The sequence below is a fragment of the Halosimplex halophilum genome, assembly GCF_004698125.1.
GTDB lineage: Archaea > Halobacteriota > Halobacteria > Halobacteriales > Haloarculaceae > Halosimplex > Halosimplex halophilum.
This window is the reverse complement of record NZ_SRHV01000006.1, coordinates 245,283-268,102: the sequence shown is the minus strand read 5'-3', so window position 1 is coordinate 268,102 and position 22,820 is coordinate 245,283. Positions and strand designations below refer to the sequence as shown.

Annotated in this window: 23 protein-coding genes; 14 read left to right on the top strand and 9 right to left on the bottom strand. The window is 69.8% G+C overall.

Annotation, left to right across the window (positions count from 1 at the left end; all coding sequences use genetic code 11):
* The first annotated feature begins 258 nt into the window (after positions 1-258).
* Both E3328_RS21495 and E3328_RS21490 read left to right on the top strand, forming a co-directional pair.
* Positions 259-1,461, top strand: a complete 1,203-nt coding sequence (locus E3328_RS21495) for a Cdc6/Cdc18 family protein (RefSeq protein ID WP_135366494.1) — start codon at positions 259-261, stop codon at positions 1,459-1,461.
* Positions 1,462-3,173: 1,712 nt separating this feature from the next.
* Positions 3,174-3,524, top strand: a complete 351-nt coding sequence (locus tag E3328_RS21490; RefSeq protein WP_135366493.1) for a TRAM domain-containing protein — start codon at positions 3,174-3,176, stop codon at positions 3,522-3,524.
* Positions 3,525-3,573: 49 nt separating this feature from the next.
* On the opposite strand, the gene E3328_RS21485 is transcribed toward E3328_RS21490, so the two are convergent.
* The gene (locus E3328_RS21485; protein ID WP_167837499.1) at positions 3,574-4,518 is read right to left on the bottom strand and encodes an ABC transporter permease; all 945 of its coding nucleotides are present in this window, start codon (positions 4,516-4,518) and stop codon (positions 3,574-3,576) included.
* Between the two features lie 168 nt (positions 4,519-4,686).
* Between E3328_RS21485 and E3328_RS21480 the strand changes: the two genes are divergently transcribed.
* From E3328_RS21480 to E3328_RS21470, 3 genes are read left to right on the top strand one after another with little or no spacing between them, the layout of a single operon-like run.
* Positions 4,687-5,898 carry an ABC transporter permease gene (locus tag E3328_RS21480; protein ID WP_135366491.1) on the top strand — a complete coding sequence of 404 codons (1,212 nt, stop codon included), beginning with the start codon at positions 4,687-4,689 and terminating at the stop codon, positions 5,896-5,898.
* Positions 5,899-6,963 (top strand): ABC transporter ATP-binding protein, encoded by a 1,065-nt coding sequence (locus E3328_RS21475; RefSeq protein ID WP_135366490.1) that lies wholly within the window; start codon positions 5,899-5,901, stop codon positions 6,961-6,963. It abuts the gene before it with no gap.
* Positions 6,956-8,224, top strand: a complete 1,269-nt coding sequence (locus E3328_RS21470; RefSeq protein WP_135366489.1) for an ABC transporter ATP-binding protein — start codon at positions 6,956-6,958, stop codon at positions 8,222-8,224. The genes E3328_RS21475 and E3328_RS21470 overlap by 8 nt, the downstream gene beginning before the upstream one ends.
* 171 nt (positions 8,225-8,395) lie before the next feature.
* Here the strand turns inward: E3328_RS21470 and E3328_RS21465 are convergent, their stop codons facing one another.
* From E3328_RS21465 to E3328_RS21455, 3 genes are all read right to left on the bottom strand, one after another.
* Entirely contained in the window at positions 8,396-8,893 is a 498-nt protein-coding gene (locus tag E3328_RS21465; protein WP_135366488.1) for a CinA family protein, read from the bottom strand.
* Positions 8,894-9,174: 281 nt separating this feature from the next.
* Positions 9,175-9,771 (bottom strand): DsrE/DsrF/DrsH-like family protein, encoded by a 597-nt coding sequence (locus E3328_RS21460; protein WP_135366487.1) that lies wholly within the window; start codon positions 9,769-9,771, stop codon positions 9,175-9,177.
* A gap of 2 nt (positions 9,772-9,773) precedes the next feature.
* Entirely contained in the window at positions 9,774-10,019 is a 246-nt protein-coding gene (locus E3328_RS21455) for a sulfurtransferase TusA family protein (RefSeq protein ID WP_135366486.1), read from the bottom strand.
* Positions 10,020-10,268: 249 nt separating this feature from the next.
* Here E3328_RS21455 and E3328_RS21450 point away from each other — a divergent pair, with 249 nt between their 5' ends.
* The 7 genes from E3328_RS21450 to E3328_RS21420 all read left to right on the top strand — a co-directional run bounded on the left by E3328_RS21450 (position 10,269) and on the right by E3328_RS21420 (position 15,677).
* A complete protein-coding gene (locus E3328_RS21450) occupies positions 10,269-11,462 on the top strand; it encodes an MBL fold metallo-hydrolase (RefSeq protein WP_135366485.1) in 1,194 nt (397 codons plus the stop codon).
* Positions 11,463-11,470: 8 nt separating this feature from the next.
* Positions 11,471-12,028, top strand: a complete 558-nt coding sequence (locus E3328_RS21445) for a YeeE/YedE family protein (protein ID WP_135366484.1) — start codon at positions 11,471-11,473, stop codon at positions 12,026-12,028.
* A complete protein-coding gene (locus E3328_RS21440) occupies positions 12,025-12,483 on the top strand; it encodes a YeeE/YedE family protein (RefSeq protein WP_135366483.1) in 459 nt (152 codons plus the stop codon). The genes E3328_RS21445 and E3328_RS21440 overlap by 4 nt, the downstream gene beginning before the upstream one ends.
* A 9-nt stretch (positions 12,484-12,492) precedes the next feature.
* Positions 12,493-13,668 (top strand): inorganic phosphate transporter, encoded by a 1,176-nt coding sequence (locus E3328_RS21435; protein WP_135366482.1) that lies wholly within the window; start codon positions 12,493-12,495, stop codon positions 13,666-13,668.
* A 178-nt stretch (positions 13,669-13,846) separates the two neighbouring features.
* Positions 13,847-14,506 carry an SCO family protein gene (locus E3328_RS21430; RefSeq protein WP_135366481.1) on the top strand — a complete coding sequence of 220 codons (660 nt, stop codon included), beginning with the start codon at positions 13,847-13,849 and terminating at the stop codon, positions 14,504-14,506.
* Entirely contained in the window at positions 14,503-15,030 is a 528-nt protein-coding gene (locus E3328_RS21425; RefSeq protein ID WP_135366480.1) for a TlpA family protein disulfide reductase, read from the top strand. The genes E3328_RS21430 and E3328_RS21425 overlap by 4 nt, the downstream gene beginning before the upstream one ends.
* Positions 15,027-15,677: a cytochrome c biogenesis protein CcdA gene (locus E3328_RS21420; protein WP_135366479.1), complete on the top strand. Its 651-nt coding sequence runs from the start codon at positions 15,027-15,029 to the stop codon at positions 15,675-15,677. The genes E3328_RS21425 and E3328_RS21420 overlap by 4 nt, the downstream gene beginning before the upstream one ends.
* A 28-nt stretch (positions 15,678-15,705) precedes the next feature.
* Here the strand turns inward: E3328_RS21420 and E3328_RS22790 are convergent, their stop codons facing one another.
* Positions 15,706-15,831 carry a hypothetical protein gene (locus tag E3328_RS22790; RefSeq protein ID WP_281275821.1) on the bottom strand — a complete coding sequence of 42 codons (126 nt, stop codon included), beginning with the start codon at positions 15,829-15,831 and terminating at the stop codon, positions 15,706-15,708.
* 133 nt (positions 15,832-15,964) lie between these two features.
* On the opposite strand from E3328_RS22790, the gene E3328_RS21415 reads away from it, so the two are divergent.
* Complete coding sequence (locus tag E3328_RS21415; protein ID WP_135366478.1) at positions 15,965-16,681, top strand: helix-turn-helix domain-containing protein; 717 nt, start codon at positions 15,965-15,967, stop codon at positions 16,679-16,681.
* Between the two features lie 54 nt (positions 16,682-16,735).
* Here the strand turns inward: E3328_RS21415 and E3328_RS21410 are convergent, their stop codons facing one another.
* The 3 genes from E3328_RS21410 to E3328_RS22870 are packed head-to-tail and all read right to left on the bottom strand — an operon-like array spanning position 16,736 to position 19,214.
* Positions 16,736-18,520, bottom strand: coding sequence for a b(o/a)3-type cytochrome-c oxidase subunit 1 (locus tag E3328_RS21410; RefSeq protein ID WP_135366477.1), 1,785 nt, complete (start codon positions 18,518-18,520; stop codon positions 16,736-16,738).
* Entirely contained in the window at positions 18,521-19,042 is a 522-nt protein-coding gene (locus tag E3328_RS21405) for a cupredoxin domain-containing protein (RefSeq protein ID WP_135366476.1), read from the bottom strand.
* A gap of 1 nt (position 19,043) precedes the next feature.
* Positions 19,044-19,214 carry a cytochrome oxidase gene (locus E3328_RS22870; protein ID WP_135366669.1) on the bottom strand — a complete coding sequence of 57 codons (171 nt, stop codon included), beginning with the start codon at positions 19,212-19,214 and terminating at the stop codon, positions 19,044-19,046.
* 389 nt (positions 19,215-19,603) lie between these two features.
* Between E3328_RS22870 and E3328_RS21395 the strand changes: the two genes are divergently transcribed.
* Positions 19,604-20,497, top strand: coding sequence for a sulfurtransferase (locus tag E3328_RS21395; RefSeq protein ID WP_135366475.1), 894 nt, complete (start codon positions 19,604-19,606; stop codon positions 20,495-20,497).
* Here the strand turns inward: E3328_RS21395 and E3328_RS21390 are convergent.
* On the bottom strand, positions 20,494-22,818 hold the full coding sequence (locus tag E3328_RS21390; RefSeq protein ID WP_135366474.1) for a heavy metal translocating P-type ATPase: 2,325 nt from the start codon (positions 22,816-22,818) through the stop codon (positions 20,494-20,496). The two genes, E3328_RS21395 and E3328_RS21390, sit on opposite strands and share 4 nt — an antisense overlap.
* Positions 22,819-22,820: the final 2 nt, after the last annotated feature.

The following is a 22,820-nucleotide window of genomic DNA, read 5'->3' as shown; positions in this document are numbered from 1 at the left end:
TGCTGTCCTTCGCGTCGCGCGTCGTGCTGTCCTTCGCGTCGCGCGTCGTGCTGTCCTTCGTGGACTTCACGGACCTGTTCGGGTCCGGGCCCGGTCCCGAACCCCCGTTTCAACTGCACCCCTCCCCCACCCCGATCCCCCGTTTCACCGGAAACCCGGTGTGTGTGTCTCACCACTCTCCTCACCCATCCCCCACCGAATTTCCGCGCTCTAGGAAAGAATAAAGTGATTTCACCGGAAACACGGTGTCACAATCGCATGTCAGGCTCCGACGATCTGTTCATCAGGGAAGACCCGATTTTCGTCCAGAAGGAACTGCTCGAGATCAACCACCTTCCGGACGAGGGCCGGATCGTCGGCCGCGACGAGGAGATCCAGAACCTCGCGAACGCCGTCAATCCCGCCATCTTCGGACAGAGCCCGAGCAACGTACTCATCTACGGCAAGACGGGCACCGGGAAATCCCTCTGTGCGAAACACGTCTCGCGACGGCTCACGTCGACGGCGAACGACGAGGGAGTGGCCGCGACGTTCGCCTACGTCGACTGCGCCCAGGACTCCACGGAGACGCAGGCGGTCCAGACCATCGCCGCGACGCTCAACGACCGGTCGCGGACCGACATCAAGATCCCCGACAAGGGGATCGCCACCTCGACGTACTACAAGCGGCTCTGGCGGATCCTCGACGAGTGCTACGACGTGGTCCTCGTCATCCTCGACGAGATCGACAAACTGGAGGACGACGACATTCTGATGCAGCTCTCCCGCGCCGGCGAGGCCGGCAAGATCGAGGGCTGCAAGATCGGCGTCATCGGCATCAGCAACAAGATCAAGTACAAGGAAGAGCAGCTCAACGAGCGGGTCAAGTCGAGCCTCTGCGAGCGGGAGTTCGTCTTCCCGCCGTACGACGGCACCCAGCTCAACCGGATCATGGAGGCCCGGCGGGACGCCTTCCGGGACGGCGTCCTCGAGGACGGCGTCATCCCGAAGGCGTCGGCGCTCGCCGCCCGCGAGCACGGTGACGCCCGGCAGGCTATCGATATCCTGCGGTACGCCGGCGAGATCGCACAGTCACGCGGGGCCGACCGCGTCACCGAGGAGTTCGTCGTCGACGCCCGCGAACGGGCCGAGACCGACCGGTTCCGCGAGCTCATCCGCGGCTCGACGCCCCACTCCCGGTACGTCCTCCAGGCGCTGACGGTCCTCTCGCTCAACGAGGACAACCAGGACGGGTTCCGAACGACCGAAGTCTACGACGTCTACAAGGAGATCTGCCGCCAGGAGAGCTCGGACACGCTCTCGCTGCGGCGAGTTCGCGACCTGCTGAAGGAACACGCCTTCCTCGACATCATCGAGCAGTCCCGCCACAGCGGCGGGAGTGCGGAAGGCAGTTACACGAACCACAAACTCCTGGAGGACCCCGAGGTCGTTCGCGACGTGCTGGCCGACACGATCGAGTGAGGCACCGGCTGTCTCTGTGCACCCGTCCTGTCCCGTCGGCTCCCCTCCTTGGTCCCGTCCACTGACTGTCCGGCCTACCACCCGTTCGTTCCACTAATCCCACATTACTGCCCGATTCACCGGAAATCCGGTGTGTTTCGGTCGAGTAACGGGCTGTTACTCGGGTTTCACCGGAAATCCGGTGTCCCCGAACGGCGGTTCGACTATCCTCACCCTCGGTTCACCGGAAACACGGTGTCCGTGAAGTTGGCGTCGGTCCTCCGGAGCGGTCTGGCGATTCCCCCCGGGGGCCGACAACTGCACGGACGGCTGTCGAGCTAAGAGTCGATGTCGGGTGACCGGTCAGGTGTTCGACGGGCCGTGATCCCTGCGCGTCGGGTCCTTCCTACTCGTCGCCGGAGTCAGCCCTGAGCACACGCACGTCCGTTCGCTGGCGGATCGCGAGAAACCAGGAGGCCTGTGCACACGCCGGATCGTAACCGTCGGAATCTTGCGCCTCGTCGGCGCGGGAGGACTGCAACCGGGCGATCTCCGAGGGGAGTCCCGAGGAAGGAGCCGACGAACGGTCGGTCGAAGACCGTCCCATCTGGGACTGCATTCCGATGCTCTCCCGGGCGCCGTCCGGTTTCGAACGCTCGTACTCCTCGAGCGGATGGACGTACGCGACGGGTTCCGTCGGGCCCGCGTCGGCGGAGCGTCCCTCGGCGGTCGCCGGTCCGGGCTCCCGCTCGTCGGCCGCGTCGGGAGTCGCTCGTTCGCCGGCGCTGACGGTAGACTCCCCGGTGTCGGCTCCGGTCGATCCGTCGGGTCCACCGCTCGATGGCGACCGGTGGCTGGCCGCTTCCGGAGCGGCGGCGCGGTCGCTCTGACCGCTCGCCTCCGGGCTGTCCCGAGGGAAATCGTTGCGTTCGCGATTCGAATCCCGTCCGCCCGAGATTTCGTGTAAACTCATGGTGTGTCTCGCTGGGGCGCGTCGCCTGCGTCGCGGTCCATCCTACGAGGCGGGTCGTGATAAACCGGCGATACCGTTCTTTCGCTCCCGACGGGGAAAGTCACCGTTACTCGCAACAGCGGAGCACACGGTCCGATTACTCGCTCCGAGACTCCGGTTACCCACTGTCGTCGAGCGTTCGTCCCCGTCGCATTCGCCCCTTCTCCTTCGCGCGAACTCCCCGAGCGATCCGCCGGTACCCGAGCGACCGGTCGCCCGGATCGCGGAGAGACGACCGTAAATTACAGAGATACGACTGTAAGGGGGGCGATGCCGGGCAGGGAACGGCTCTCGGAGGATCACCCGGTCGTGACTGTCGCGTATCCGATCCCTGTCTGATACTATATTCAGATACCGACAGACATCTATCCGGCGTGGTGACCTAGATCGGCAGCTATCGAGGGAAGAAAACCGCAAATCGACGGGGAGAGTGCCGATCGGAGGGTTCGGGTCGAGTGATCGCGTGTGAACCGACTGTATCGGCCGCAGCTGGTCAGACCCGGACATTCTCGTCCTTACAGCCCGAACACGGGTCGATCGCTCGCCGACGAACCGATCGGATCGTCGGCCGGAACAAACGATGCGTTTCCCTTCATTTCGAAGGACAGAAATCTGATATATAGTTCCCGGAACGATCGTCGGAGCCCCGGTTCGAGGAGGTGTCCCGTCGCTCCGTTCGCGACACCACAGATTTCATGCCGGTCCGCGGAGAGGGCCGGGCATGGAGTACGTCTGGATCGCCGCCGGGACGGGCCTCGTGGTGGTGTCGCTCGCCGCGATCGCGGTTCGGCGTCGTCGGTCGTCGGAGAGTCGAGCGTCCGAGCGGGCCCACGAGGCGGCACAGGAGCGGGAGCCACCCGTCGAGATCGGTGAGTCATACACGGTCGGGGTGACCGAGTTCTCGGACCACCACTCGGGCGGGACGGTCGCGGTCGGCAAAGTCGAGGGGTTCGTCCTGTTCGTCGAGGACGTTCCCTCCGGGGTTTCCGTCGGCGACCCCATCCGCGCGAAGGTGGTGTCGTTCAACAGGGGACACACGTCGGCCGACGCGGTGTTCGTCGAGCGCGGCTGAGGCCCGTTTCCCGACGGGTCGTCCGGTTCGGTCGGTGTCGACCCCGTCTTCACTGGCGCTCGGTCTCGGTCCGGACCCGGGGGTCGAGCGAGCCGTAGAGCACGTCCTGGAGGAAGTTGCCGGTGATCCCGATGAAGACGACGACCAGCGTCGTCCAGATGACCAGGGCGGTGTCGCTCTCGCGGATGGCGCGCAGGCTCGCCTCGGCGAGGCCGGGGATCCCGACGACCGCCTCGATGATGTAGATGTTCAACACGAGGACGGCCAGCAGCTCCGTCATCGACAGCGAGACGATCGGGATCGCCGCGTTCCGGAGGACGTGACGCGCCAGGCGGAGGCGGTCGGCGCCTTTCGCGCGGAGCATCTTCACGAACGCCCGACCGGTCTGTTCGAGCGCGGACGCGCGAGCGAACCTGACCTGTCCGGCCAGCAGGCTCGCCGCGACGGCGGTCGTCGCGAGCGCCCAGCGGCCGAGGCCGACGGGGATGATCCCCTCGCCGGAGAGGTACCGGAGGTAGATCACGAACATGAACACCGGGACGCCGAACAGCGCGTAGGCGACCAGGCGGACCGACCAGTCGAAGGCGCCGTCCTTCGCGAGCGCGGCGAACAGCCCCAGCAGCACGCCCGCCAGGACCGCGACGGCGACGCCCGGGAGGACGTAGCCGAGCGTCGCCTGGACGCGGCCGTCGAGGACCGCGATCACCGGGCGGCCGTAGGCGAACGAATACCCCCAGTCGAGGGTGGTCACGTCGACCAGCCAGCCGACGTAGCGCTCGTGCATCGGCGTGTCGAGGTCCCGCGCGGCGACGAACCCCTCCCGGATCGATTCGAGTTCCTCCTCGGTCGCCCCTCCCCACGACGCGAGCGCGAGGCGCTGTTGCAGCCGCAGCCTGACCGTACTCGCGATGACGAAGAAGGTGATCGTCACGACCAGATACGCGGACAGGACGGCGAAGGCGGCGCGCCGGAGGAGATACCGTGCGTAGCTCATCGGACCCGTCCCTCCTCCGAGGGGAACACCGGGGGGACGGGCCGATTCGCGGCGAAACCGGGGCAGGAGGGACCGTTGCGTGCGGACGGTAGCGGGGCCATCTGTCGTGCCGTGTTTTGTCATCACACGGTATAAAATTTGATTTGGCCGGGTGTGCCATGAGTGGGCATGCCCTCCAGCGATTCCGATCCCCCGGAGTTCGCGCGGGTCGACTGGGACGCGACGGCGCCCGGCCGGCGGCGGCCGTCCGCGAGGACGACCGGGTTCGCGCTCGCGTTGCTGGCGGTTGTCGGCCTGCTCGCCTACGACCTGGTGGTCGAACCCGAGAAGACGATCCCGTTGGTCGGGTGGGACGTGAACCGGTCGGGCTGGCTGGTCGTCGCCGCGCTGGTCGTCCTCGCCCGGTACGTCCTCGTCCCGCTGGTGGCCGACCGCGACCGGACCGCCCGGCACGTCCGGGCGTTCCTCGCCCGGCCCGCGGGCGTCCTCGCGCTCGGGTACCTCGTCCTGTTCGCCCTGCTCGGCGTGCTCGGGCCGGAACTGTTCCAGTTCACCTACGCGAAGCTCGACGCGCGGCTCCAGCCGCCGGTGTTCGCCGGTGTAAACATGGGCGCCACCGACGGCTACTCCTGCGTCGGCCCGGTCGTCGACGGCGTCTGTCGGGGCACCTGGCAGTACCCGCTCGGGACGAACCGCATCGGCGAGAACGTCGTCGAGGGACTCATCGGCGGGATGCACGTCGCGGTCAAGGTCGGCGTCGCAACCGCGGTGGTGATGGCCGCCGTTGCGACGACGGTGGGGACGGTCGCCGGCTACTACGGCGGGTGGGTCGACGACCTGGTGATGCGCTACGTCGACGTCCAGCAGACGATCCCGGCGATCGTCGTCTACATCGTCCTCGCGACGCTGTTTTTCGGCAACGTCGAGGGCATCTCCGACGGCGGCGCGTTCGCGTTCGTGCTCGTGTTCGGGCTGCTCGACTGGGGCGGGATCGCCCGGCTGGTCCGCGGCGAGGCGATGCAGCGGCGGAGCGAGGGGTACGTCCGCGCCGCGAGGGCGGCCGGCGCGAGCGACCTGCACGTGGTCCGCCGCCACGTCGTCCCGAACTCGACGGCCACCATCGTCACCGCGCTCACGCGGCGGATCCCCCTGCTCGTGCTCGCGCAGGTCGGCCTCGCGTACCTCGCGCTCAACTCGACGCGGCCGGCCTCGTTCGGCGAACTGCTCCGGGTCAGCCTGCAGGGCCGGCACATGCCCTGGCACGTCCAGTGGTGGACCTCGGTCCCCGCCGTCCTCCTGCTGGTCGGGCTGGTCGTCTCGTTCAACGTCTTCGGCGACACGGTCCGGGACGTGCTCGATCCCCGGGAGGAGGTGCGGTAGATGGCCGACCCGCTCCTCGACGTCCGCGACCTGCGGGTCCGCTTCGACACCGACGAGGGCGTCGTCCGCGCGGTCGACGGCGTCGACTTCGACGTGGGCGAGGGCGAGACGGTGTGTCTCGTCGGCGAGTCCGGGTCGGGCAAGACCGTCGCCTGCGAGTCGATCACCCGGTTGCTCCCCGACTCCGCCGCCGTCGACGGGGAGATCCGCTTCGACGGGACCGACCTCACCGACTGCTCGGTCTCGGAGCTCGAATCCTACCGCGGCGGGCGCATCGGCCACGTCTTCCAGAACCCCCAGGACGCCCTGGACCCCGTCTACACCGTGGGGGAGCAGGTCGTCGAGGCGATCCGCATCCACCGCGACGTGTCGAAGGCGGCCGCCCGCGAGGAGGCCGTCGCGCTGCTCGACCGCGTCGGGATCGGCGAGGCCGCGGCGCGGTTCGACGACTACCCCCACCAGTTCTCCGGCGGGATGAAACAGCGGGTCGTCGTCGCGATGGCCCTGGCGGCCGACCCCGACCTGCTGATCGCCGACGAGCCGACGACGGCGCTGGACGTGACCATCCAGCGCCAGGTATTGAACCTCCTCGCGGACCTGCAGGCCGAGCGCGGGATGGCGCTTCTGTTCGTCACCCACGACCTGGGCGTCGTCGCGGAGATCGCCGACCGCGTCGTCGTCACGTACGCCGGGAAGGTGATGGAGACGGCCGGCGTCCACGACCTGTTCGACGACCCGGCCCATCCGTACACGCGGGCGCTGCTGGCCTGTCTCCCGGGGCGCGGCGCGGCGCTGGAGACCATCGGCGGGTCGATCCCGGAGCCGACCGACCCGCCCGACGGCTGCCGGTTCCACCCGCGCTGTCCGCACGCGGTCGACGACTGTATCGGGGGCAACCAGCCCGCGTTCCGGGCCGTCGACGGGGGCCGTGCCGACACCGACAGCGGAGGGCAGGGAGGTCCGGAGGGGGACACCGATGCGGGTGCGACCGACCACGGGGTCGCCTGTCTGCTCTACGGCGAGGACCACGCGCTCCCCCCGGAGCTGGGGGTGAGCGATGACTGACGCGCCGCTCCTCGAAGTCCGGGACCTCGAGAAGCACTACCCGGTCCGGTCGGGGCTGCTCCGGCGGGTGACCGGCCACGTCGAGGCCGTCGACGGCGTGAGCTTCGAGGTGCGCGCGGGGGAGACGGTCGGGCTCGTCGGGGAGTCGGGCTGCGGCAAGTCCACGACCGCGACGACGCTGCTGGGCCTTGAGGAGCCGACGGGCGGCGAGGTGCGCTTCGACGGCCGGCCGGTCGCCGACCTCGCGGGCGACGACCGCGACCGCTTCCGCCGGCGCGCCCAGGTCGTCTTCCAGGACCCAAACTCGGCGTTCGACCCGCGGCTCACCGTCGGCGAGTCGGTCGCCGAGCCGCTGGCGATCCACGGTCTGCGCGACGCCGACCGTCGCCGGGAGATCGTCGCCGACACGCTCGAACGCGTCGGACTGACGGCGGCCGACGCCGACCGCTACCCCCACGAGTTCTCCGGCGGGCAGAAACAGCGGATCGCCCTCGCCCGGGCGCTCGTGCTCGACCCCGACCTGCTGGTCGTCGACGAGCCCGTCTCCGCGCTGGACGTGAGCGTCCAGGCGGAGATCCTCTCGCTCCTCTCGGACCTGCAGGACGACCTGGGCCTCGCGATGGTGCTCATCAGCCACGACCTGGGGGTCGTCCGCCAGGTCTGCGACCGCGTCTGCGTCATGTACCTCGGCGAGGTCGTCGAGCGCGGGTCGGCCGAGGCGCTGTTCGCCGACCCGCGCCACCCCTACACCGAGGCGCTGCTGTCGGCCATCCCCGAGCCGGACCCGGACGCCCGCGACGCGGCCGTCGAGCTGACCGGCGACGTGCCCGACCCGTCGAACCCGCCCGCCGGCTGCTCGTTCCACCCGCGGTGTCACCGCGTGATACCCCCCGAGGGGTTCGAGTTCCGGGACGGCGAGTTCCGGGGGGTGCTCGACCTCCGGCTCGCCGTCGAGCGCGGTGACGTGGGCGCCGACGAGTTCGACGACCCCGAGGCCGTCCGCGAGGCGTTCGGCGTCCCGGACCCGCTCTCCGACGGCGAGGCCGAGCGGCTCCTCGACGATGCGGTCGACGCGGCCGCGGCCGGTCGGACCGACGAGGCGGCCGACCGGCTCGACGCCTTCGAGAGCGTCTGCGAGCGCGAGGACCCCGCGCTCGAACCGACCGACGGAGACGGGGGCGGGGACGAGCGCGCGGATCACCCTGCGGCGTGTCTACGGAACGGCGAGTCGGCCGAGTCGGCACCACCGACGACCGAGTGATCGACTGTTCGTGTGGCCCCCGCCGCGGGTCGAGGCGCCGTCAGAACGGGAGCCGTCCTTTCACACGTCCGTCCGCCTCGTCGGACAGTGTTTGAGCTCTCGAAACGAGGTAAGTACCACGAAGCCAGTCGTTCTGTGCTCGGATTCCAGTCGGATCTATCGAACGGTCGCTCACTCCACTATCTCTCCCAGCGCAGACCGCAGTGCCTGCTCGACGATGCGCTCTTTGACCGTCGCGCGCTCGCCCTCGAAGCGGTGGTGTTCGACGGTCGCGTAGGGGTCACGGCCGTCGCCGCCGGCGTACGCGATGCCGATGTAGACGGTGCCGACCGGGGTGTCGGCGTCGCCGCCGCCCGGGCCCGCGTAGCCGGTCGTGGAGACGCCCCAGTCGGCGCCGGTCTCGTCGCGGATGTGCCGCGCCATCGCGCTGGCGACCGTCTCGCTCACCGCGCCGTGGCGCTCCAGGCTCTCCCGGGAGACCGCGAGCAACTGGCGCTTTGTCCGCTCCGTGTAGGCGACGACGCCGCCGACGAAGTAGTCGCTCGACCCGGCGACGCCCGTGATCGTCGACCCGAGCAGTCCCCCGGTACAGGACTCGGCGACGGCCAGCGTCTCTCCGCGCTCGCCCAGTATGTCGCCGATCCGCGCGGCGGGTGCGTCGTCGTTCATGCGAGCGAGTACGACGCCGGGCGGGAAAACACTCTCCCCGCTCCGATCCCCGCGTGCGGGCCGAGGGCCGATCCCACGACTCGGATGCCGGATCCCCTCCAGACGACTTGACCGTCCCGGCGCGGGTCTTATGTAACACTAGCCCGGAGCACGCCTCCGATTGTTACATAAGATCAGCCCGTGAGCAGTGCGGGCCGAACCGGGCTTCCGAGTACTACTCCGCGCTCGGCCGCTCACATCGCTGGACCCTGCGGTAGCCGCGATGACCCGGACGACGGGGATCAGACGAGGAGCTGGATGTCGGCGTCGGCCATGTCCTGGAGGGCGGTGGCGGCGCCGACGCCCGCGGTGACGCCGTCGTAGAAGTCGTCCTCGTCGTAGTCCATCAGGTCGATGGTCATCTGACAGGCCTGGAACTCCACGCCCATGTCCAGGCTCGTCTCGACGAGCTCTTCGATGGTTGCGGTGTCGTTGTCGTCGATCTTCTTCTCCATCAGCTTCGTCGTCACCCGATCCATCCCGGGCAGGGCGGCGACCGCGTTGGGCACGGGCATGTTGGGGTTGCCGACGGAGCTCAGCTTGAGGTCCTTCGAGCGCTCCTCGTGGAGGATATCCAGGCCCCAGAACGTGTGGAAGACCGTCACGTCGTAGCCGAACGCGGCCGCGGTGCTGGCGAGGATCAGCGGCGGGTAGGCCATGTCCAGCGTCCCTTTCGTCGCAATGATCGACATCTTCTTCGGGTCGTCGTCGTCCTCCGACTCGGCGAGCGACTCCTCCAGCTCGGCGACGCGTGCGGCCAGCTCCGCGCGGGAGGGGGCGTCACCCTCGGCCGCGTCGGGGGCGTCCTCGGCTGTCGTGTCTGAGGTGTCCGTGCTCATTTTCACTCCGTCTTGCGCACGTAGTGTTTGTACACGTCACCGCTCTCCTCCTGTGCGAGCAGTTCCACGCCGTCCGTGCCGTCGGCCCAGCCGTCGATGTCGCTCATGCTGCCCGAGTCGGTCGCGAGTACCTCCAGAACCTCGTCGGCGGCGAGGTCGTCGATGGCCGATTTGGTCTTGACGACCGGCATCGGGCACGATGCGCCTTTCACGTCGAGCGTCTCCGCGATGTCGTATTCTGCACTCATTGTTGTGTCCGCTCCGTTGATTTGTCTTGGAGCTAACGCACAATATTGACTCCGTAGTTAAAAGATTGCTGGTTCTTGTGACTGACGCCAACTACTGGTCAGTGGCGAAATCGTAATTTCCCTCAGTATCGGGTATGTAGTCGTATACACCGCTCCAGACAGAGTCGCAGGGGGATACTATATTGTGCATAAGATGGAATACTATGCAAACCCTTTAGTACGTCCATCCGATAGACGGGGGTGCACGACATGAACGCGGAAGACTTCCCAACTCCGGACGCCGACGTGGAGACGGTCGCCCCGGAGACGCTAAAAGAGCGCATCGACGCGGGCGAGGACGTGACACTGCTCGACGCGCGAATGAACTCGGACTACGAGGAGTGGCGCATCGACGGCGAGAACGTCACGTCGATCAACGTCCCGTACTTCCAGTTCCTCGAGGACGACATCGACGAGGACGTGCTCGACCGGATCCCCGACGACCGCGAGGTAACCGTCCTGTGCGCGAAGGGCGGCGCCAGCGAGTTCGTCGCGGGGACGCTCGCCGAGCGCGGCTACGACGTGAACCACCTCGAAGACGGCATGAACGGCTGGGCGCGCATCTACGAGGCCGTCAAGGTCGAGAACTACGACGGCGCGGGGACGCTCGTCCAGTACCAGCGCCCCTCCTCGGGCTGTCTCGGCTATCTGCTCTACGACGACGGCGAAGCCGCAATCATCGACCCGCTGCGGGCGTTCACCGACCGCTATCTCGCCGACACCGACGACCTCGGCGTCGACCTGCAGTACGCGCTCGACACGCACATCCACGCCGACCACATCTCGGGCGTGCGCGACCTCGACGACGAGGGCGTCGAGGGCGTCGTTCCCGAGGCCGCGGTCGACCGCGGCGTGACGTACGCTGACGAGCTGACCACGGCCGCGGACGGCGACACCTTCGAGGTCGGAGACGCGACCGTCGAGGCGGTGTACACGCCCGGCCACACGACCGGAATGACCTCGTACCTCGTCGACGACAGTCTGCTCGCGACCGGCGACGGACTCTTCGTCGAGAGCGTCGCCCGCCCCGACCTCGAAGAGGGCGACGAGGGCGCGCCGGACGCCGCGCGCATGCTCTACGAGTCGCTGCAGGACCGCGTCCTACCGCTGCCCGACGACACGCTCGTCGGTGGCGCGCACTTCAGCGACGCCGCCGAGCCCGCTGCGGACGGTACCTACACCGCGCCCATCGGCGAGCTCGTCGATGAGATGGACGCACTCACGATGGACGAGGACGACTTCGTCGAGCTGATCCTCTCGGACATGCCGCCGCGGCCGGCCAACTACGAGGACATCATCGCGACGAACCTCGGGCAGAACGCCGTCGACGACGACGAGGCGTTCACGCTGGAGCTCGGGCCGAACAACTGCGCCGCCAGTCAGGACTCGCTCGCGGGTGACTGACGACGCCGATGGTCACTGACCCAGTACTGCTCCAGGCGGCCGCCGACCTGTTCCCGAACGGGATCAGTCGCTACGCCGTCGGCGGCCTGCTCGTCGGCCTCGGGACCGTCCTGATCTACGTCGGGACGGGTATCCCGGCCGGGGCGAGCACGTTCCTGGAGTCGACGCTGTCGTACGTCTCCGACCAGTCGCGGTTCCAGCAGTACGTCGCCTCGCGGGACTGGCGGCTCGTGTTCACGGCCGGCATCGTGCTGGGCGGGCTAGCGTTCGCGGCGACGGTTCAGTCCGGCCTGGTCACGAGTTCGCTGTACGAGCCCGGAACGACCGGCCAGCTCTACGAGGTCGCCGGCGTGACGCTCTGGCAGACCGACGTCCAGCCGTGGCGGCTGTTCGTCGGCGGTATCCTGGTCGGCATCGGAACCCGGATCGGCAAGGGCTGTACGTCCGGCCACGGCGTCTGCGGCGTCGGTTCGGCGTCGAAGACGTCGCTGGCCGGCGTCCTGACGTTCCTGACCGTCGCCATCGGGACGGCACAGGTCGTCGCCGCGCTGGGGGTGAGCCCATGAGCGACCGGCACCCGCTGTTCAAGCCGCTAGTCTTCGTCGGCGGCATCGTGTTCGGGTTCGGGCTCGGGTTCAGCCACATGGCGCGCCCGGAGGTGGTGCTGAACTTCCTCCAGTTCGAGGATCTGGGCCTCCCGTTCGTGATGTTCGGGGCCGCCATCGTCTCCGGGATCGCGTTCGCCCTGTTGCCCCGTATTCGGGACGCGGCACCCCTCACGGGCGACCCCTACGAGCGCCGCCTGAAGCCCTTCGACCGGAACGTCCTGGTCGGCGGCGCCGTCTTCGGCGTCGGCTGGGGCCTCTCGGGCATCTGCCCGGGCGCGGCGTACGCGAGCCTCGGCGTCGGCAACGTCACGATCCTCTGGGCGCTCGCCGGGATGTTCCTCGGCGCGTACGCCCAGGGCTACTGGCGGAGTCGGAACCACGCGCGAGATACCGCCCCCACGGGCGCGGACTGACCCGCTTCAATGGACCCCGCTCTCGTCGTCCTCTTCGCCGGTGCAGCGCTCGCCAGCCTGTTCATGGCGTGGGTGATCGGCGCCGGGTCGAGCGGCGCGACCCCCTTCGCTCCCGCCGTCGGCGCGAACGCCATCGCGACGATGCGGGCCGCGCTGCTCGTCGGCATCTTCGGGTTCGCCGGCGCCGTCACACAGGGCGGCAACGTCTCGGAAGCCGTCGGGAGCGGCCTCGTCGGCGGCATCAGCCTGCCGATCGCCGGCGTCATCCTCGTGCTCGTGCTGGGCGCGGGGCTGATGGCGGTCGGCATCACGACCGGCTATCCGATCGCGACGGCGTTCACCGTGACCGGCGCCGTCATCGGCGTCGGCCTCGCCCTCGGCGGCACGCCGGTCTGGTCGAAGTACCAGCAGATCGCCGCCGTCTGGGTATTGACGCCGTTCGTCGGCGGCGGCATCGCGTTCACCATCGCGAGTCTCCTTCCGCGCCCCGATGTCCCCGAACGGTACAGTATTCCCGTCCTCGCCGGCCTCGTCGGGGCGGTCCTCGTGAACGTCCAGTTCAGCTTCCTGGGTGAGGGAGGCACGTCAGGAACACTCCGCAGTATCGGACAGCAGGTGCTCGCAGTCGACGGGCTTGCCTCGGCAGTCAGTATTACCGGCCTCGCAGCGCTAGCGGTCGCGGCGGTCGTCTGGTGGGATGTCAGTCGCGACGAACCCGGTGGCTTGCGGCGCGTGCTGCTGGCGCTCGGGTCGCTCGTGGCGTTCTCCGCTGGGGGGAGTCAGGTCGGACTCGCCGTCGGACCGCTGCTCCCGCTCCTCGACGAGGTCGGGATGGTCTCGACGTTCGCCGTGCTCGTCGGCGGCGGGCTCGGGATGCTTGTCGGCTCGTGGACGGGTGCGCCCCGGATGATAAAGTCGCTCGCCCAGGACTACTCGTCGCTCGGGCCGCGCCGCTCCATCTCGGCGCTCGTCCCCTCGTTCCTGATCGCGCAGCTGGCAGTCCTGCTCGGCGTCCCGGTCTCGTTCAACGAGATCGTCGTCAGCGCCATCATCGGGAGCGGCGCGGCAGTCGGCGGTCGGGAGGCTGTGGATGCCCGAAAAATCATCCTGACGGTGGGAGCGTGGGCAGGGTCGTTCGGCCTCTCGTTCGCGCTCGCGTATGCCGCCGGCGTCGCAGTGTTGTAGACGCCGCCCGGCGGGCTCGACGCCGGCTCGGCCTGAGATGACGGGCTCCACCCCAGGTGGAGGGACTTTCGTTCGTCGATACGGACCGGGAGTCCGGGTCACGATCTGCCCGATATTGTGCTGTCGTTGGAGTGCTACAACATTCTATTCATTGTTATCAGCCCCCTCTCACTGTTCTATGAGGCGACGCACCTATCTCGCCGGGCTGTCGACGGCAGCGGCGGGAGTCGCGGGCTGTGCAGCCGGTGACGGGAATCCCGACGTGGTCCTGTCCGAACCGGACCGGGAGTTCGAGAGTGCCGACCTGCCGTACCCCGCGTGGGGCGAACGGGTGCCGGACGTGTCCCTCCCGGCCGTCCGCGCTGACGGGACTGTCGACCTCCGGGCGGTCGAGCGCCCCGCACTGTTGACGTTCTTCTACAGCCACTGCAGGACAGTCTGTCCGGTACTGGTCGGGACGCTCCGGAACGTCCAGACGCACGCGCTGAACGAGGGGTACGGCGGCGCGGTGCGGTTCTACCCGGTGACGTTCGACCCCGCTCGCGACGACGCCGACCGCCTCCGCGCGTACGCCGACGAACGAAACGTCGCGCTCGGGGCGGCAAACTGGCAGTTCCTCCGGCCGGCCTCCGCCGAGCGGGCGGAGGCGGTCGTCGCGGACGCGTTCGGCGTCGCGTTCCAGCGGACCGAGCCGCCGGAGACGGACGGCTACATGTTCACGCACACGGCGATGACGATACTGGTCAACGCCGACGGCTACGTCGAACGCGCCTACCGGACGAAATCGCCCGATCCGGACGAACTGATCGACGACCTGGCGGCGGTCCGCGAGGCATGAACCGGCGAACGGCGGTCGCGACCATCGCGGGCGTCGGACTCACCGGTGGCAGCGCGTTCGCGCTGGGCGGCGCCGGCCCGTTCAACGACGGCGACGGGCTGCCGGTCCGCGTCGAGGGGATCGACGCGCCCGGATCCGACGCCGGGCGACTGCGAGTCCCTCGCCCGGACCGACCGACACTCGTGGACTGCTTCGCGACGTGGTGCGGTCCCTGCGACCGACAGATGGAGACGCTGACGGCGCTGTATCCGGAGTACGAGGGCCGCCTCGACTTCGTCTCGGTGACGAACGAGCGCGTCGGCAGCGGCCTCTCGCGGGCGGACATCGCCGACTGGTGGGCGCGCCGCGACGGCGACTGGGCGGTCGGAGTCGACCCCGAGAGCGCCGTCATGTCGGCGATCGGCGCCGACGGCCTCCCGTACCTGGTGCTGACGGACGCCGAGGGCGTGGTTCGGTGGCGACACTCGGGCGTCGCGTCCGGCGAGCGCCTGCGGTCGGCGTTCGAGGCGGTGCTGGAGGGATGACGGGCGCGCTCGGCGGCGCGGTGGGGTTCGCGGCCGGTGCCGGCGTCGCGACGTTCTTCGCGCCCTGCGCGTTCCCGCTCGTCCCCGGCTACGTCGGGTACTTCCTCGAACGCGGCGGCGACGATGCACCGGGAGCGGCGGCCGCCGCGGCCGCACTCGGCTCGCTCGGTGCGTTCGCGCTGGTCGCGGGGGCCGTCTACGCGCTCGGACGCCGGCTCACGTCGCTCCTGCCTGCGTTCGAGCCGCTCGTGGGCCTCGCGCTGGTCGCGTTCGGCGCGGCGGCGCTGTCCGGCCGCGGGGCGGCGACGGTCCCGCTCCCGAACCGGCCCGACTCGGTGGTCGGGTTCGGTCTCTTCGGCGGCGCGTACGCGCTCGCGGCGGCCGGCTGCGTGGTCCCGGTCTTCCTCGGCGTCGTCGCGCAGGCGCTGACCCTCCCCCCGGCGGGGGCGACGGCGGTACTGGCGGCGTATGCAGGCGCAGCGACGGCACCGCTGGTCGGCGTGACCCTGCTGGCGAGCGCGGGTGTGGACGCCTGGCGGTCGCTCGGTCGCTACGGGGGCGCCTTCGAACGCGTTGCGGCCGTCGTCATGATCGCCGCCGGCCTCGGACAGGTCGCGCTGTCGGTCGCCGTGCTGGACGTGGTCTGACCGGTCGAGCGGACCGATGCGCTCGCGCTCAGAACGACTGCGCGAACGTCAACAGGTCCACGGCGACGATGAACAGTACGACGAGGACCGCGACGAGGATGATCGCTTTCAGGAACCACGGCATCGATCGGTCGGCTGCGGGCGTATCGCTCATACGATCAGTAGTCGTGGCGGTCCCCTCAACCCACCGTTGGCACACGACAACGGCGGAGACAGATCGCGGTACGAGCGGGGCGCGACAGCGCGACCGAAACTGACTGGCTACTGGCCGAACAACTTCGGGGTAGATGCGGGAGTTCGTCTTCACGCTGACGTACGAGACGGGGGTCGACCCGCTGATGGACACGCTCGCGGGCGCGCCGGACGCGCGCTCGACGGCGCTGGTCTGTCCGGTCTCCGAGTCGGAGGTCCGGCGGCTCGACACGGTCACGGGACCGCCGGAGACGGTCGAGCGGGCGGCGGCGCTGATCGCCGACGAGGAGCGGGACCTGCTGTCGGTCAGCGACCGCGGCTGCGCGGGGCGGCGATACAGCGACGTGCTCGCGGCCTCGGCGCGGCGGGCCGTCGTGTACACCCGCGTCTCAGAGGCCACTCGCTGCGACGCCGTCTCGCTGATCGCCAGCCGATACCTCGAGGGCGGCGTCTTCGCGGAGGTGACCCGCCGCGAGTCCGAGGCGCGCTGGCGGGTCCTCGCGGAGAGCGACGAGAAGGTCGGGATGCTCTACGACACCCTCGGGGGGACGCTCAGAGGGGGGATCTCCTTCCGGTTCGAGCACTTGGAGGACGCGACCGAGCCGCCGTCGAACCCGTTCGCCTCGCTGTCGCTGCGGCCCGAGCAGCGGCAGGTGCTCGAACTGGCCGCGGAGAAGGGGTACTACGAGACGCCGCGGGAGACGACGCTCGACGACCTCGCGGCCGAACTCGACTGTCCGCGCTCGACCGTCTCCTACCGGCTCAGGCGCGCCGAGGCGGAACTCGTCGCGGGGTTCCTCTCGGCGACCTGAGGCCGGTCGTCGCGGGGGAGTCACGGAATGACGGAGTCGACGAAACCGCACTCCTCAGCCGAGGAAGACCCCGAGCGCCGCGTCGACGACGCCGACCGGGACGGGCGGCGCGGCGGGGTCGAACGGCCCGTCGGCGACCATCGAGAATATCGGGAAGCCGTAGGCGATGGCGACGAGGACGACGGCGATGGCCGCCCACAGCCTGAAGTTGTCGAGCACCCGCGGGGCGTCCTCGGGGCCGGAGATCGGTTCCGGGAGGTGGCTGTCGACGCGGAGGCGCCCGCGGCCGCGGTCGGCGAACCACGTCGCCAGCATCACCGCGGCGAACAGCGCCGCGCCCAGCGTCAGCAGCGCCCCGCCGACGGCGATCTGGAGGCGCATCTCCGGGATCGACCCGAGCGCCGCCTCGAAGGAGACCTGGTCGTACTGGGGTTCGGCGGTCCGCCGGGGGACGCCCGCCAGGCCGGCCCGGTGCATCGCGTTGGACATCAGCGCCATCCCGATGAACCAGACGTACGGCTGGACCTGCGCGACCCCGTAGAGCTGGAGGCGCTTGCCGGTGACCTGCGGGTACAGCCAGTAGCTGAGCGCCATCATCGTCAGCGCGCTGGCCGTGCCGACGGTGAGGTGGAAGTGGCCCGGCACCCAGAGGGTGTTGTGGACCAGCGAGTTGATGTTCATTCCGGCGTTGACGATGCCGGAGAACCCGCCGGCCGCGAACATCAGCCCGGCCAGCGCCATGCCGGCGAAGGCGGGGTTGGCCCACGGCAGCGCCTTCATCCACCCGAAGTAGCCGCTCCCGCCGCGCCGGCGGGCGCCGTACTCCATGCTGGCGACGACGGTGAAAGCGGTGAGGAAGCTCGGCAACAGGAGGAACATCGTGTTCGTCATCGCGACGAACTTGAAGCCCTCCGCGACCCCGGGGTCGGCGTACTGGTGGTGGAAGCCCACGGGCGTCGAGAGGATCAGGAAGAGGACGAAGACGACCCTGGCCAGCGGGTCGCTGAACAGCCGGCCGCCGGCGAGTTTCGGCAGGATAGTGTACCACGCGAAGTACGCGGGCATCAGCCAGAAGTAGACGACCGGGTGGCCGAAGTACCAGAACAGCGTCCGGGTCAACAGCGGGTCGACGCTCTCGATGAGCCCCATCGACAGCGGCAGCAGGAAGACGAGCACCTCGACGGCGACGCCGACCGTCGAGATGTACCACATCAGCATCGTCGTCAGGACCATGAACGTCTGCAGCGGCACGCGCTCGCCGCGGTTGTCGCTCCGCCAGCGCAGATACGAGCGGATCCAGTCGGCGCCGGCGAGCCAGGTGCCGACCAGCCACGCCGCGAGGCCGGCGTAGAACAGCGGATGGGCCTGCAGCGGCGCGTAGAAGGTGTAGAGCACGTCAGCCTCGAAGGGGATCTGCCCGACGAAGCCGCCGAAGATGGCCGCCGCGACGGCGGCGGCGCCGCCGAGCTGGAGACCGAACCAGGCCAGCGAGAACCGCGGGTTCGGGAGGTCCCGGCCGAGGCTGCGGCTCGTCCCCCAGGTGAACGCCCCCGAGAGGAAGAATATCGTGAAAAACAGCGCGAGCAGGACGCCGTGGCCGGTCAGCACGGAGTAGTAGTCGCTCGAACTGATGACGCCGCGGAAGACGTTCGTCCGGTGAAGCGCCTGGACGATGCCCAGTACCGCCCCGATCAGCAGTGCGGTGAACGAGACGCCGAAACAGAGACGGGTGACACGGGCGGCCGCAGGGTACTGGTCGACGAACGCGAGGCGCTCGCCGGCGGCCAGTTCGCGCCCCTCGGCGGTCCCGGTCGCCCGCTCGTCGTGTGCGTGGGCCATCTACGCGCTCACCTCCGCGGTCGCGTTGAACTCGCCGGGCGGGACCACTTCGAGCGACCCCGCCATCGTGTGGTGGCCCTCGCCGCAGTACTCGTTACAGACGATGCCGTACTCGCGGGCCTCGTCGAACTCGGCGGTGACGACGGCCTTCTGGCCGGGGATCGCCATCGTGTTGATGTTCGTGCCGGCGACCTCGAAGCCGTGGAGCACGTCGACGCTGACGACGTGGAACGTCACGGTGCTGCCGGCGGGGACGCGGATGGGCTCGGCCGTCCCGGGGACGAACGCGAACCGGCGCGTCTCGACGTACACGTCGTAGTGCCCGGGCTCGCTCCCGTTGTAGACCCCCGGCTCGCGGAAGTTCTCGCCGTCCGTCGGGTCCGTCGCGTCGACCTGTCCGCCCTCGGCGTCGACCATGCCGTACCCGGCGACGACGGCGCCGTACGTGACCGTCCCGACGAACAGGACGATCATCCCGAGCGCGGCGACGAGCCAGATCCGCTCGAACCTGTGGACGTGCATCTCAGCCCACCACCGTCGGGCCGTTCCCCAGGAACTCGACGAAGTACATGAACAGCCACGTCAGCGTGACCACGAGAAAGTAGACGGCCAGCAGCGCCGCCGCCCCGACCGGGTCGAACGCGTCGTGGTCCACCGACTCCGTCTCGGCCTCGGGCACCTCCGACTCGTACATCGGGCCGCCGCGATTGGCGACGACCGTGGCGGCCGGATCCGCGCTCTCTTCGCGTCGTACCCCTTCGAACGCCGGTTCCGGCGGCGTTCGCCACCCGTAGAAGTACACGGCGCCCGCCGCGAGCACGGTGACGAGCCCGCTCACGACCGTCGCGGCCAGGAGCGACCCGCTCCCCGACCCGGTCGCGAGCACGAAACTGGCTTCAAGACCCTGCATATTGGGTGTCGTTCGGGTGCAGTCGGTTGTAATCTGGTTTGTCGCAGGACAACCGGCGAGCGCCCCCCGCGAGGGTTGTCGCGGGACAAGCTGGTACTTATTCCCGGTAGTTCCGTCGGTGAGTGACACCTCGCGGCCGCCGGCGCGGAACGGCCTGCGGTCGCCGAACACCCATGACCGGCAACACGCTGCTATCCGAGCGGTCAGACGCGCTCGTCCCCCCGGAGTGGGTCGCCGAGCGGCTGCCCGAGGCCCGGTCGGACGACCCATCGTTGCGACTCGTCGAGGTGGACCTGAACACCGCGTTCTACGACGAGGGGCACCTCCCGGGAGCGGTCGGGCTCGACTGGCGGTCGGACCTGCGACACGACCGGCGGCGGGACGTGCCGTCGGCACGCGCGTTCGCGGACCTGCTCGGCGCGCACGGCATCACCGAGGAGACGACGGTGGTCGCGTACGGCGACAACGCCAACTGGTTCGCCGCGCACTTCTACTGGCTGTTGCGCTACTACGGCCACCAGGACGCGTACCTGCTCGACGGCGGGCGCGAACACTGGGTCGAATCGGGCCGACCGACGACGACGGAGGTGCCGTCGTTCACGCCCCGCAGGTACGAGCCGGCCGGTCCCTTCGAGCACGTCCGCGCGTACCGCGACGACGTGCGGCGAGCGATCGACGACCGGACTGCGCTGGTCGACGTGCGGCTGCCCGAGGAGTTCGACGGGACCGTCGTCGCGCCGCCCGGGATGGACGAGTTCGCCCAGCGCGGCGGCCACGTCCCCGGTGCGGTCAACGTCGTCTGGTCGGCGAACGTCGACGCGGACGGCCGGTTCAAGCCGCGAGCCGACCTCGCCGCGCTCTACCGCGACCGCGGCGTCACCCCCGACCGGAGCGTCGTCGTCTACTGCCGCATCGGCGAGCGCTCGTCGCTGACGTGGTTCGTCCTCTCGGAGCTGCTCGGCTACCCGTCGGTCCGGAACTACGACGGCTCGTGGACCGAATGGGGCAGTCTTGTCGGCGCTCCAATCGAGACCGGCGGACCCGGGTCGGACGACCGTGGCGGCTAGTCGCCGACCGGGCGCGTCGAGTTGAGGACGACCAGCAGGCTGCTGGTCGCCATCGCGACGGCGGCGAAGAGGGGATTGAGGACGCCGGCGACGGCCAGCGGGAGCGCGACCGCGTTGTACAGGAACGCCCAGCCGAGGTTCTCGCGGACGCGTCGGCGGGTCCCTTCGGTCGTCGCGAAGACGTCGGGCAGCGGGCCCAGCGAGTCGCGGGTGACGACCACGTCGGCGGCGTCGACAGCGAGGCGCGTCCCGCGTTCCATCGCGATCCCGAGGTCGGCGGCGGCCAGTGCCGGCGCGTCGTTGCTCCCGTCGCCGACCATCGCGACCGGCCCCTCCGCCGCGAGGCGGTCGACGACCGCGGCCTTCGCCTCCGGCGGGACGCCGGCGAACACCTCTTCGACGCCCGGGTGGGACTCGAACCGGCTCGCCGCCGACCGGTCGTCGCCGGTGATCACGACTACGCGCCGGTCGGCGGTCAGGTTGTCGACCACCGCCGCCCAGTCGTCGCGCACTTCGTCGCCGACCACGACCGCCCCGTGGACGCGGCCGTCCCAGCCGACGTAACTCGGGACGGCGTCGGCCGGCGCGTCCTCGTAGGTGGTCGCGACCCCGTCGGGCACGGGCCAGCCGCGCTCGTCGAACAGCCCGGCGTCCCCGACGAGGACGCGCCGGTCGCCGACGGTCGCCTCGACGCCCTGTCCGGGGTGGGTCTCGAAGTCGGTGACGGCGTCGTCCGGGAGCGTCCCGGCCGCGACGACGGCCTCGGCGACCGGGTGAGTCGCGAACTGCTCGACGGCCGCCGCGAGCGCGAGCGTGTCTTCGTGGCCGACCACCTCGCGGACGGTCATCGACCCGGTGGTCAGGGTCCCCGTCTTGTCGAAGGCGACCGTCTCGACCTCGGGGGCGGTCTCCAGCGCCGAGCTGTCGGTGATGACGACGCCCGCCGCGAGCGCGTCGCGGATGCCGGCCGCGACGGCCATCGGCGTCGCCAGCCCGAGCGCGCACGGGCAGGAGACGACGAGGACGGTCAGCCCGGTCAGCAGGGCGGCCGTCGGCCCGTCCCCGAGCAGGAGGTGGACGGCGGTCGTCCCGACCGCGAGGACGAAGACCAGGGGGACGAACGCGGCGGCGATCCGGTCGACGAGCCGCTGGGCGCCGGCCGAGCCGCTCTGGACGGCCCACAGCGTCTCGACGAGGCGGTCGGCTGTGCTCGTCGGGTCCGCGTCGGCGCGGACCACGAGCCCGCCGTCAGTGACGGTGCCGCCGCCGACCACCTCGTCGCCGGGTTCCTTCGAGACGGGCAGCGACTCGCCGGTGACCAGCGACTCGTCGACGGCTGCGGTTCCCTCGACGACGGTGCCGTCGACGGGGACGCGTTCGCCCTCGCGGACGACGAGTTCGTCGCCGCCCGCCGCCGCGTCGGTCGACACGGATTCGGTCCCGCCGGCGGTCCGGCGTCGCGCCGTGTCGGCCCGTTCTTCGGCTGCCTCCGAGAGCCGGCCGGTCGCACGCCGGCGGACCCGGTCGCGGTAGTAGTCGCCGACCGTCACCGCCAGCACGACGACGACGGCCACGTCGAAGTAGAGATCCGTGTGACCCAGCACCATCGCGAGCGTGCTGTATGCGTAGGCGGTGACCGCGGCGACGGCGACCAGCAGGTCCATGTTCGGCTCGCGGACCCGCAGGCTCACCGCGGCGCCGCGGAGCAGCGGGTAGCCGGTGTAGCCGACGACCACCGTCGCCATGGCCCAGACGTTCGCGAAGAGGAACCCGCCGGCCGGTCCGTCGAGGTCGACCAGCAGGGAGTCGGGCGCGACGCCGAGGTAGACGGGGTAGAGGAAGAGGACGTACCACGCCATGACCATCATCCCGAAGAAGCCGCCGACCAGCAGGCGCCCGACTGTCCCCTGGTCGTCGTCGCCGGCGTCGTGCCCGGTCGGCGCCGCCTCGTACCCGTAGTCGGAGACGCTGTCGGCGACGCCCGCCTCGTCCGTCAGGTCGTCGTCGTAGACGACGCGCATCATCCCGGAGGTGTAACTCGCCTCGGCCGCTCGCACGCCGGCCGCGTCGGTCGCTGTGGCTTCGAGGAACGACTCGCAGGTGGCGCAGTGCATCCCGGACACGTCGAGGTAGGCCCGCTCGCCGTCGACCTCCTCGACCGCGGGGCCGCCGTCGATCGCGTCGGGGTCGGCCTCGGCCGGCGCCTCGTCGAGCGTGCGCGCGACCTCCAGACAGCCGCGACAGCAGAAGGCGCCGTCCACGTCGTCGTCGGCGTGGGGCGAGTCGGGCGTCGGGAGCCCGCAGAGGGTACACTCGGCCATCG

Coding starts and splice junctions, on each gene's coding strand:
- E3328_RS21470 (WP_135366489.1), top strand. CDS start 6,956: ATGACTGACGCGCCGCTCCTCGAAGTCCGGGACCTCGAGAAGCACTAC.
- E3328_RS21435 (WP_135366482.1), top strand. CDS start 12,493: ATGGACCCCGCTCTCGTCGTCCTCTTCGCCGGTGCAGCGCTCGCCAGC.
- E3328_RS21485 (WP_167837499.1), bottom strand. CDS start 4,518: ATGAGCTACGCACGGTATCTCCTCCGGCGCGCCGCCTTCGCCGTCCTG.
- E3328_RS21455 (WP_135366486.1), bottom strand. CDS start 10,019: ATGAGTGCAGAATACGACATCGCGGAGACGCTCGACGTGAAAGGCGCA.
- E3328_RS21425 (WP_135366480.1), top strand. CDS start 14,503: ATGAACCGGCGAACGGCGGTCGCGACCATCGCGGGCGTCGGACTCACC.
- E3328_RS21460 (WP_135366487.1), bottom strand. CDS start 9,771: ATGAGCACGGACACCTCAGACACGACAGCCGAGGACGCCCCCGACGCG.
- E3328_RS21440 (WP_135366483.1), top strand. CDS start 12,025: ATGAGCGACCGGCACCCGCTGTTCAAGCCGCTAGTCTTCGTCGGCGGC.
- E3328_RS21410 (WP_135366477.1), bottom strand. CDS start 18,520: ATGGCCCACGCACACGACGAGCGGGCGACCGGGACCGCCGAGGGGCGC.
- E3328_RS21395 (WP_135366475.1), top strand. CDS start 19,604: ATGACCGGCAACACGCTGCTATCCGAGCGGTCAGACGCGCTCGTCCCC.
- E3328_RS21475 (WP_135366490.1), top strand. CDS start 5,899: ATGGCCGACCCGCTCCTCGACGTCCGCGACCTGCGGGTCCGCTTCGAC.
- E3328_RS21480 (WP_135366491.1), top strand. CDS start 4,687: ATGCCCTCCAGCGATTCCGATCCCCCGGAGTTCGCGCGGGTCGACTGG.
- E3328_RS22790 (WP_281275821.1), bottom strand. CDS start 15,831: ATGAGCGATACGCCCGCAGCCGACCGATCGATGCCGTGGTTCCTGAAA.
- E3328_RS21450 (WP_135366485.1), top strand. CDS start 10,269: ATGAACGCGGAAGACTTCCCAACTCCGGACGCCGACGTGGAGACGGTC.
- E3328_RS22870 (WP_135366669.1), bottom strand. CDS start 19,214: ATGTACGAGTCGGAGGTGCCCGAGGCCGAGACGGAGTCGGTGGACCAC.
- E3328_RS21430 (WP_135366481.1), top strand. CDS start 13,847: ATGAGGCGACGCACCTATCTCGCCGGGCTGTCGACGGCAGCGGCGGGA.
- E3328_RS21490 (WP_135366493.1), top strand. CDS start 3,174: ATGGAGTACGTCTGGATCGCCGCCGGGACGGGCCTCGTGGTGGTGTCG.
- E3328_RS21495 (WP_135366494.1), top strand. CDS start 259: ATGTCAGGCTCCGACGATCTGTTCATCAGGGAAGACCCGATTTTCGTC.
- E3328_RS21420 (WP_135366479.1), top strand. CDS start 15,027: ATGACGGGCGCGCTCGGCGGCGCGGTGGGGTTCGCGGCCGGTGCCGGC.
- E3328_RS21390 (WP_135366474.1), bottom strand. CDS start 22,818: ATGGCCGAGTGTACCCTCTGCGGGCTCCCGACGCCCGACTCGCCCCAC.
- E3328_RS21465 (WP_135366488.1), bottom strand. CDS start 8,893: ATGAACGACGACGCACCCGCCGCGCGGATCGGCGACATACTGGGCGAG.
- E3328_RS21415 (WP_135366478.1), top strand. CDS start 15,965: ATGCGGGAGTTCGTCTTCACGCTGACGTACGAGACGGGGGTCGACCCG.
- E3328_RS21445 (WP_135366484.1), top strand. CDS start 11,471: ATGGTCACTGACCCAGTACTGCTCCAGGCGGCCGCCGACCTGTTCCCG.
- E3328_RS21405 (WP_135366476.1), bottom strand. CDS start 19,042: ATGCACGTCCACAGGTTCGAGCGGATCTGGCTCGTCGCCGCGCTCGGG.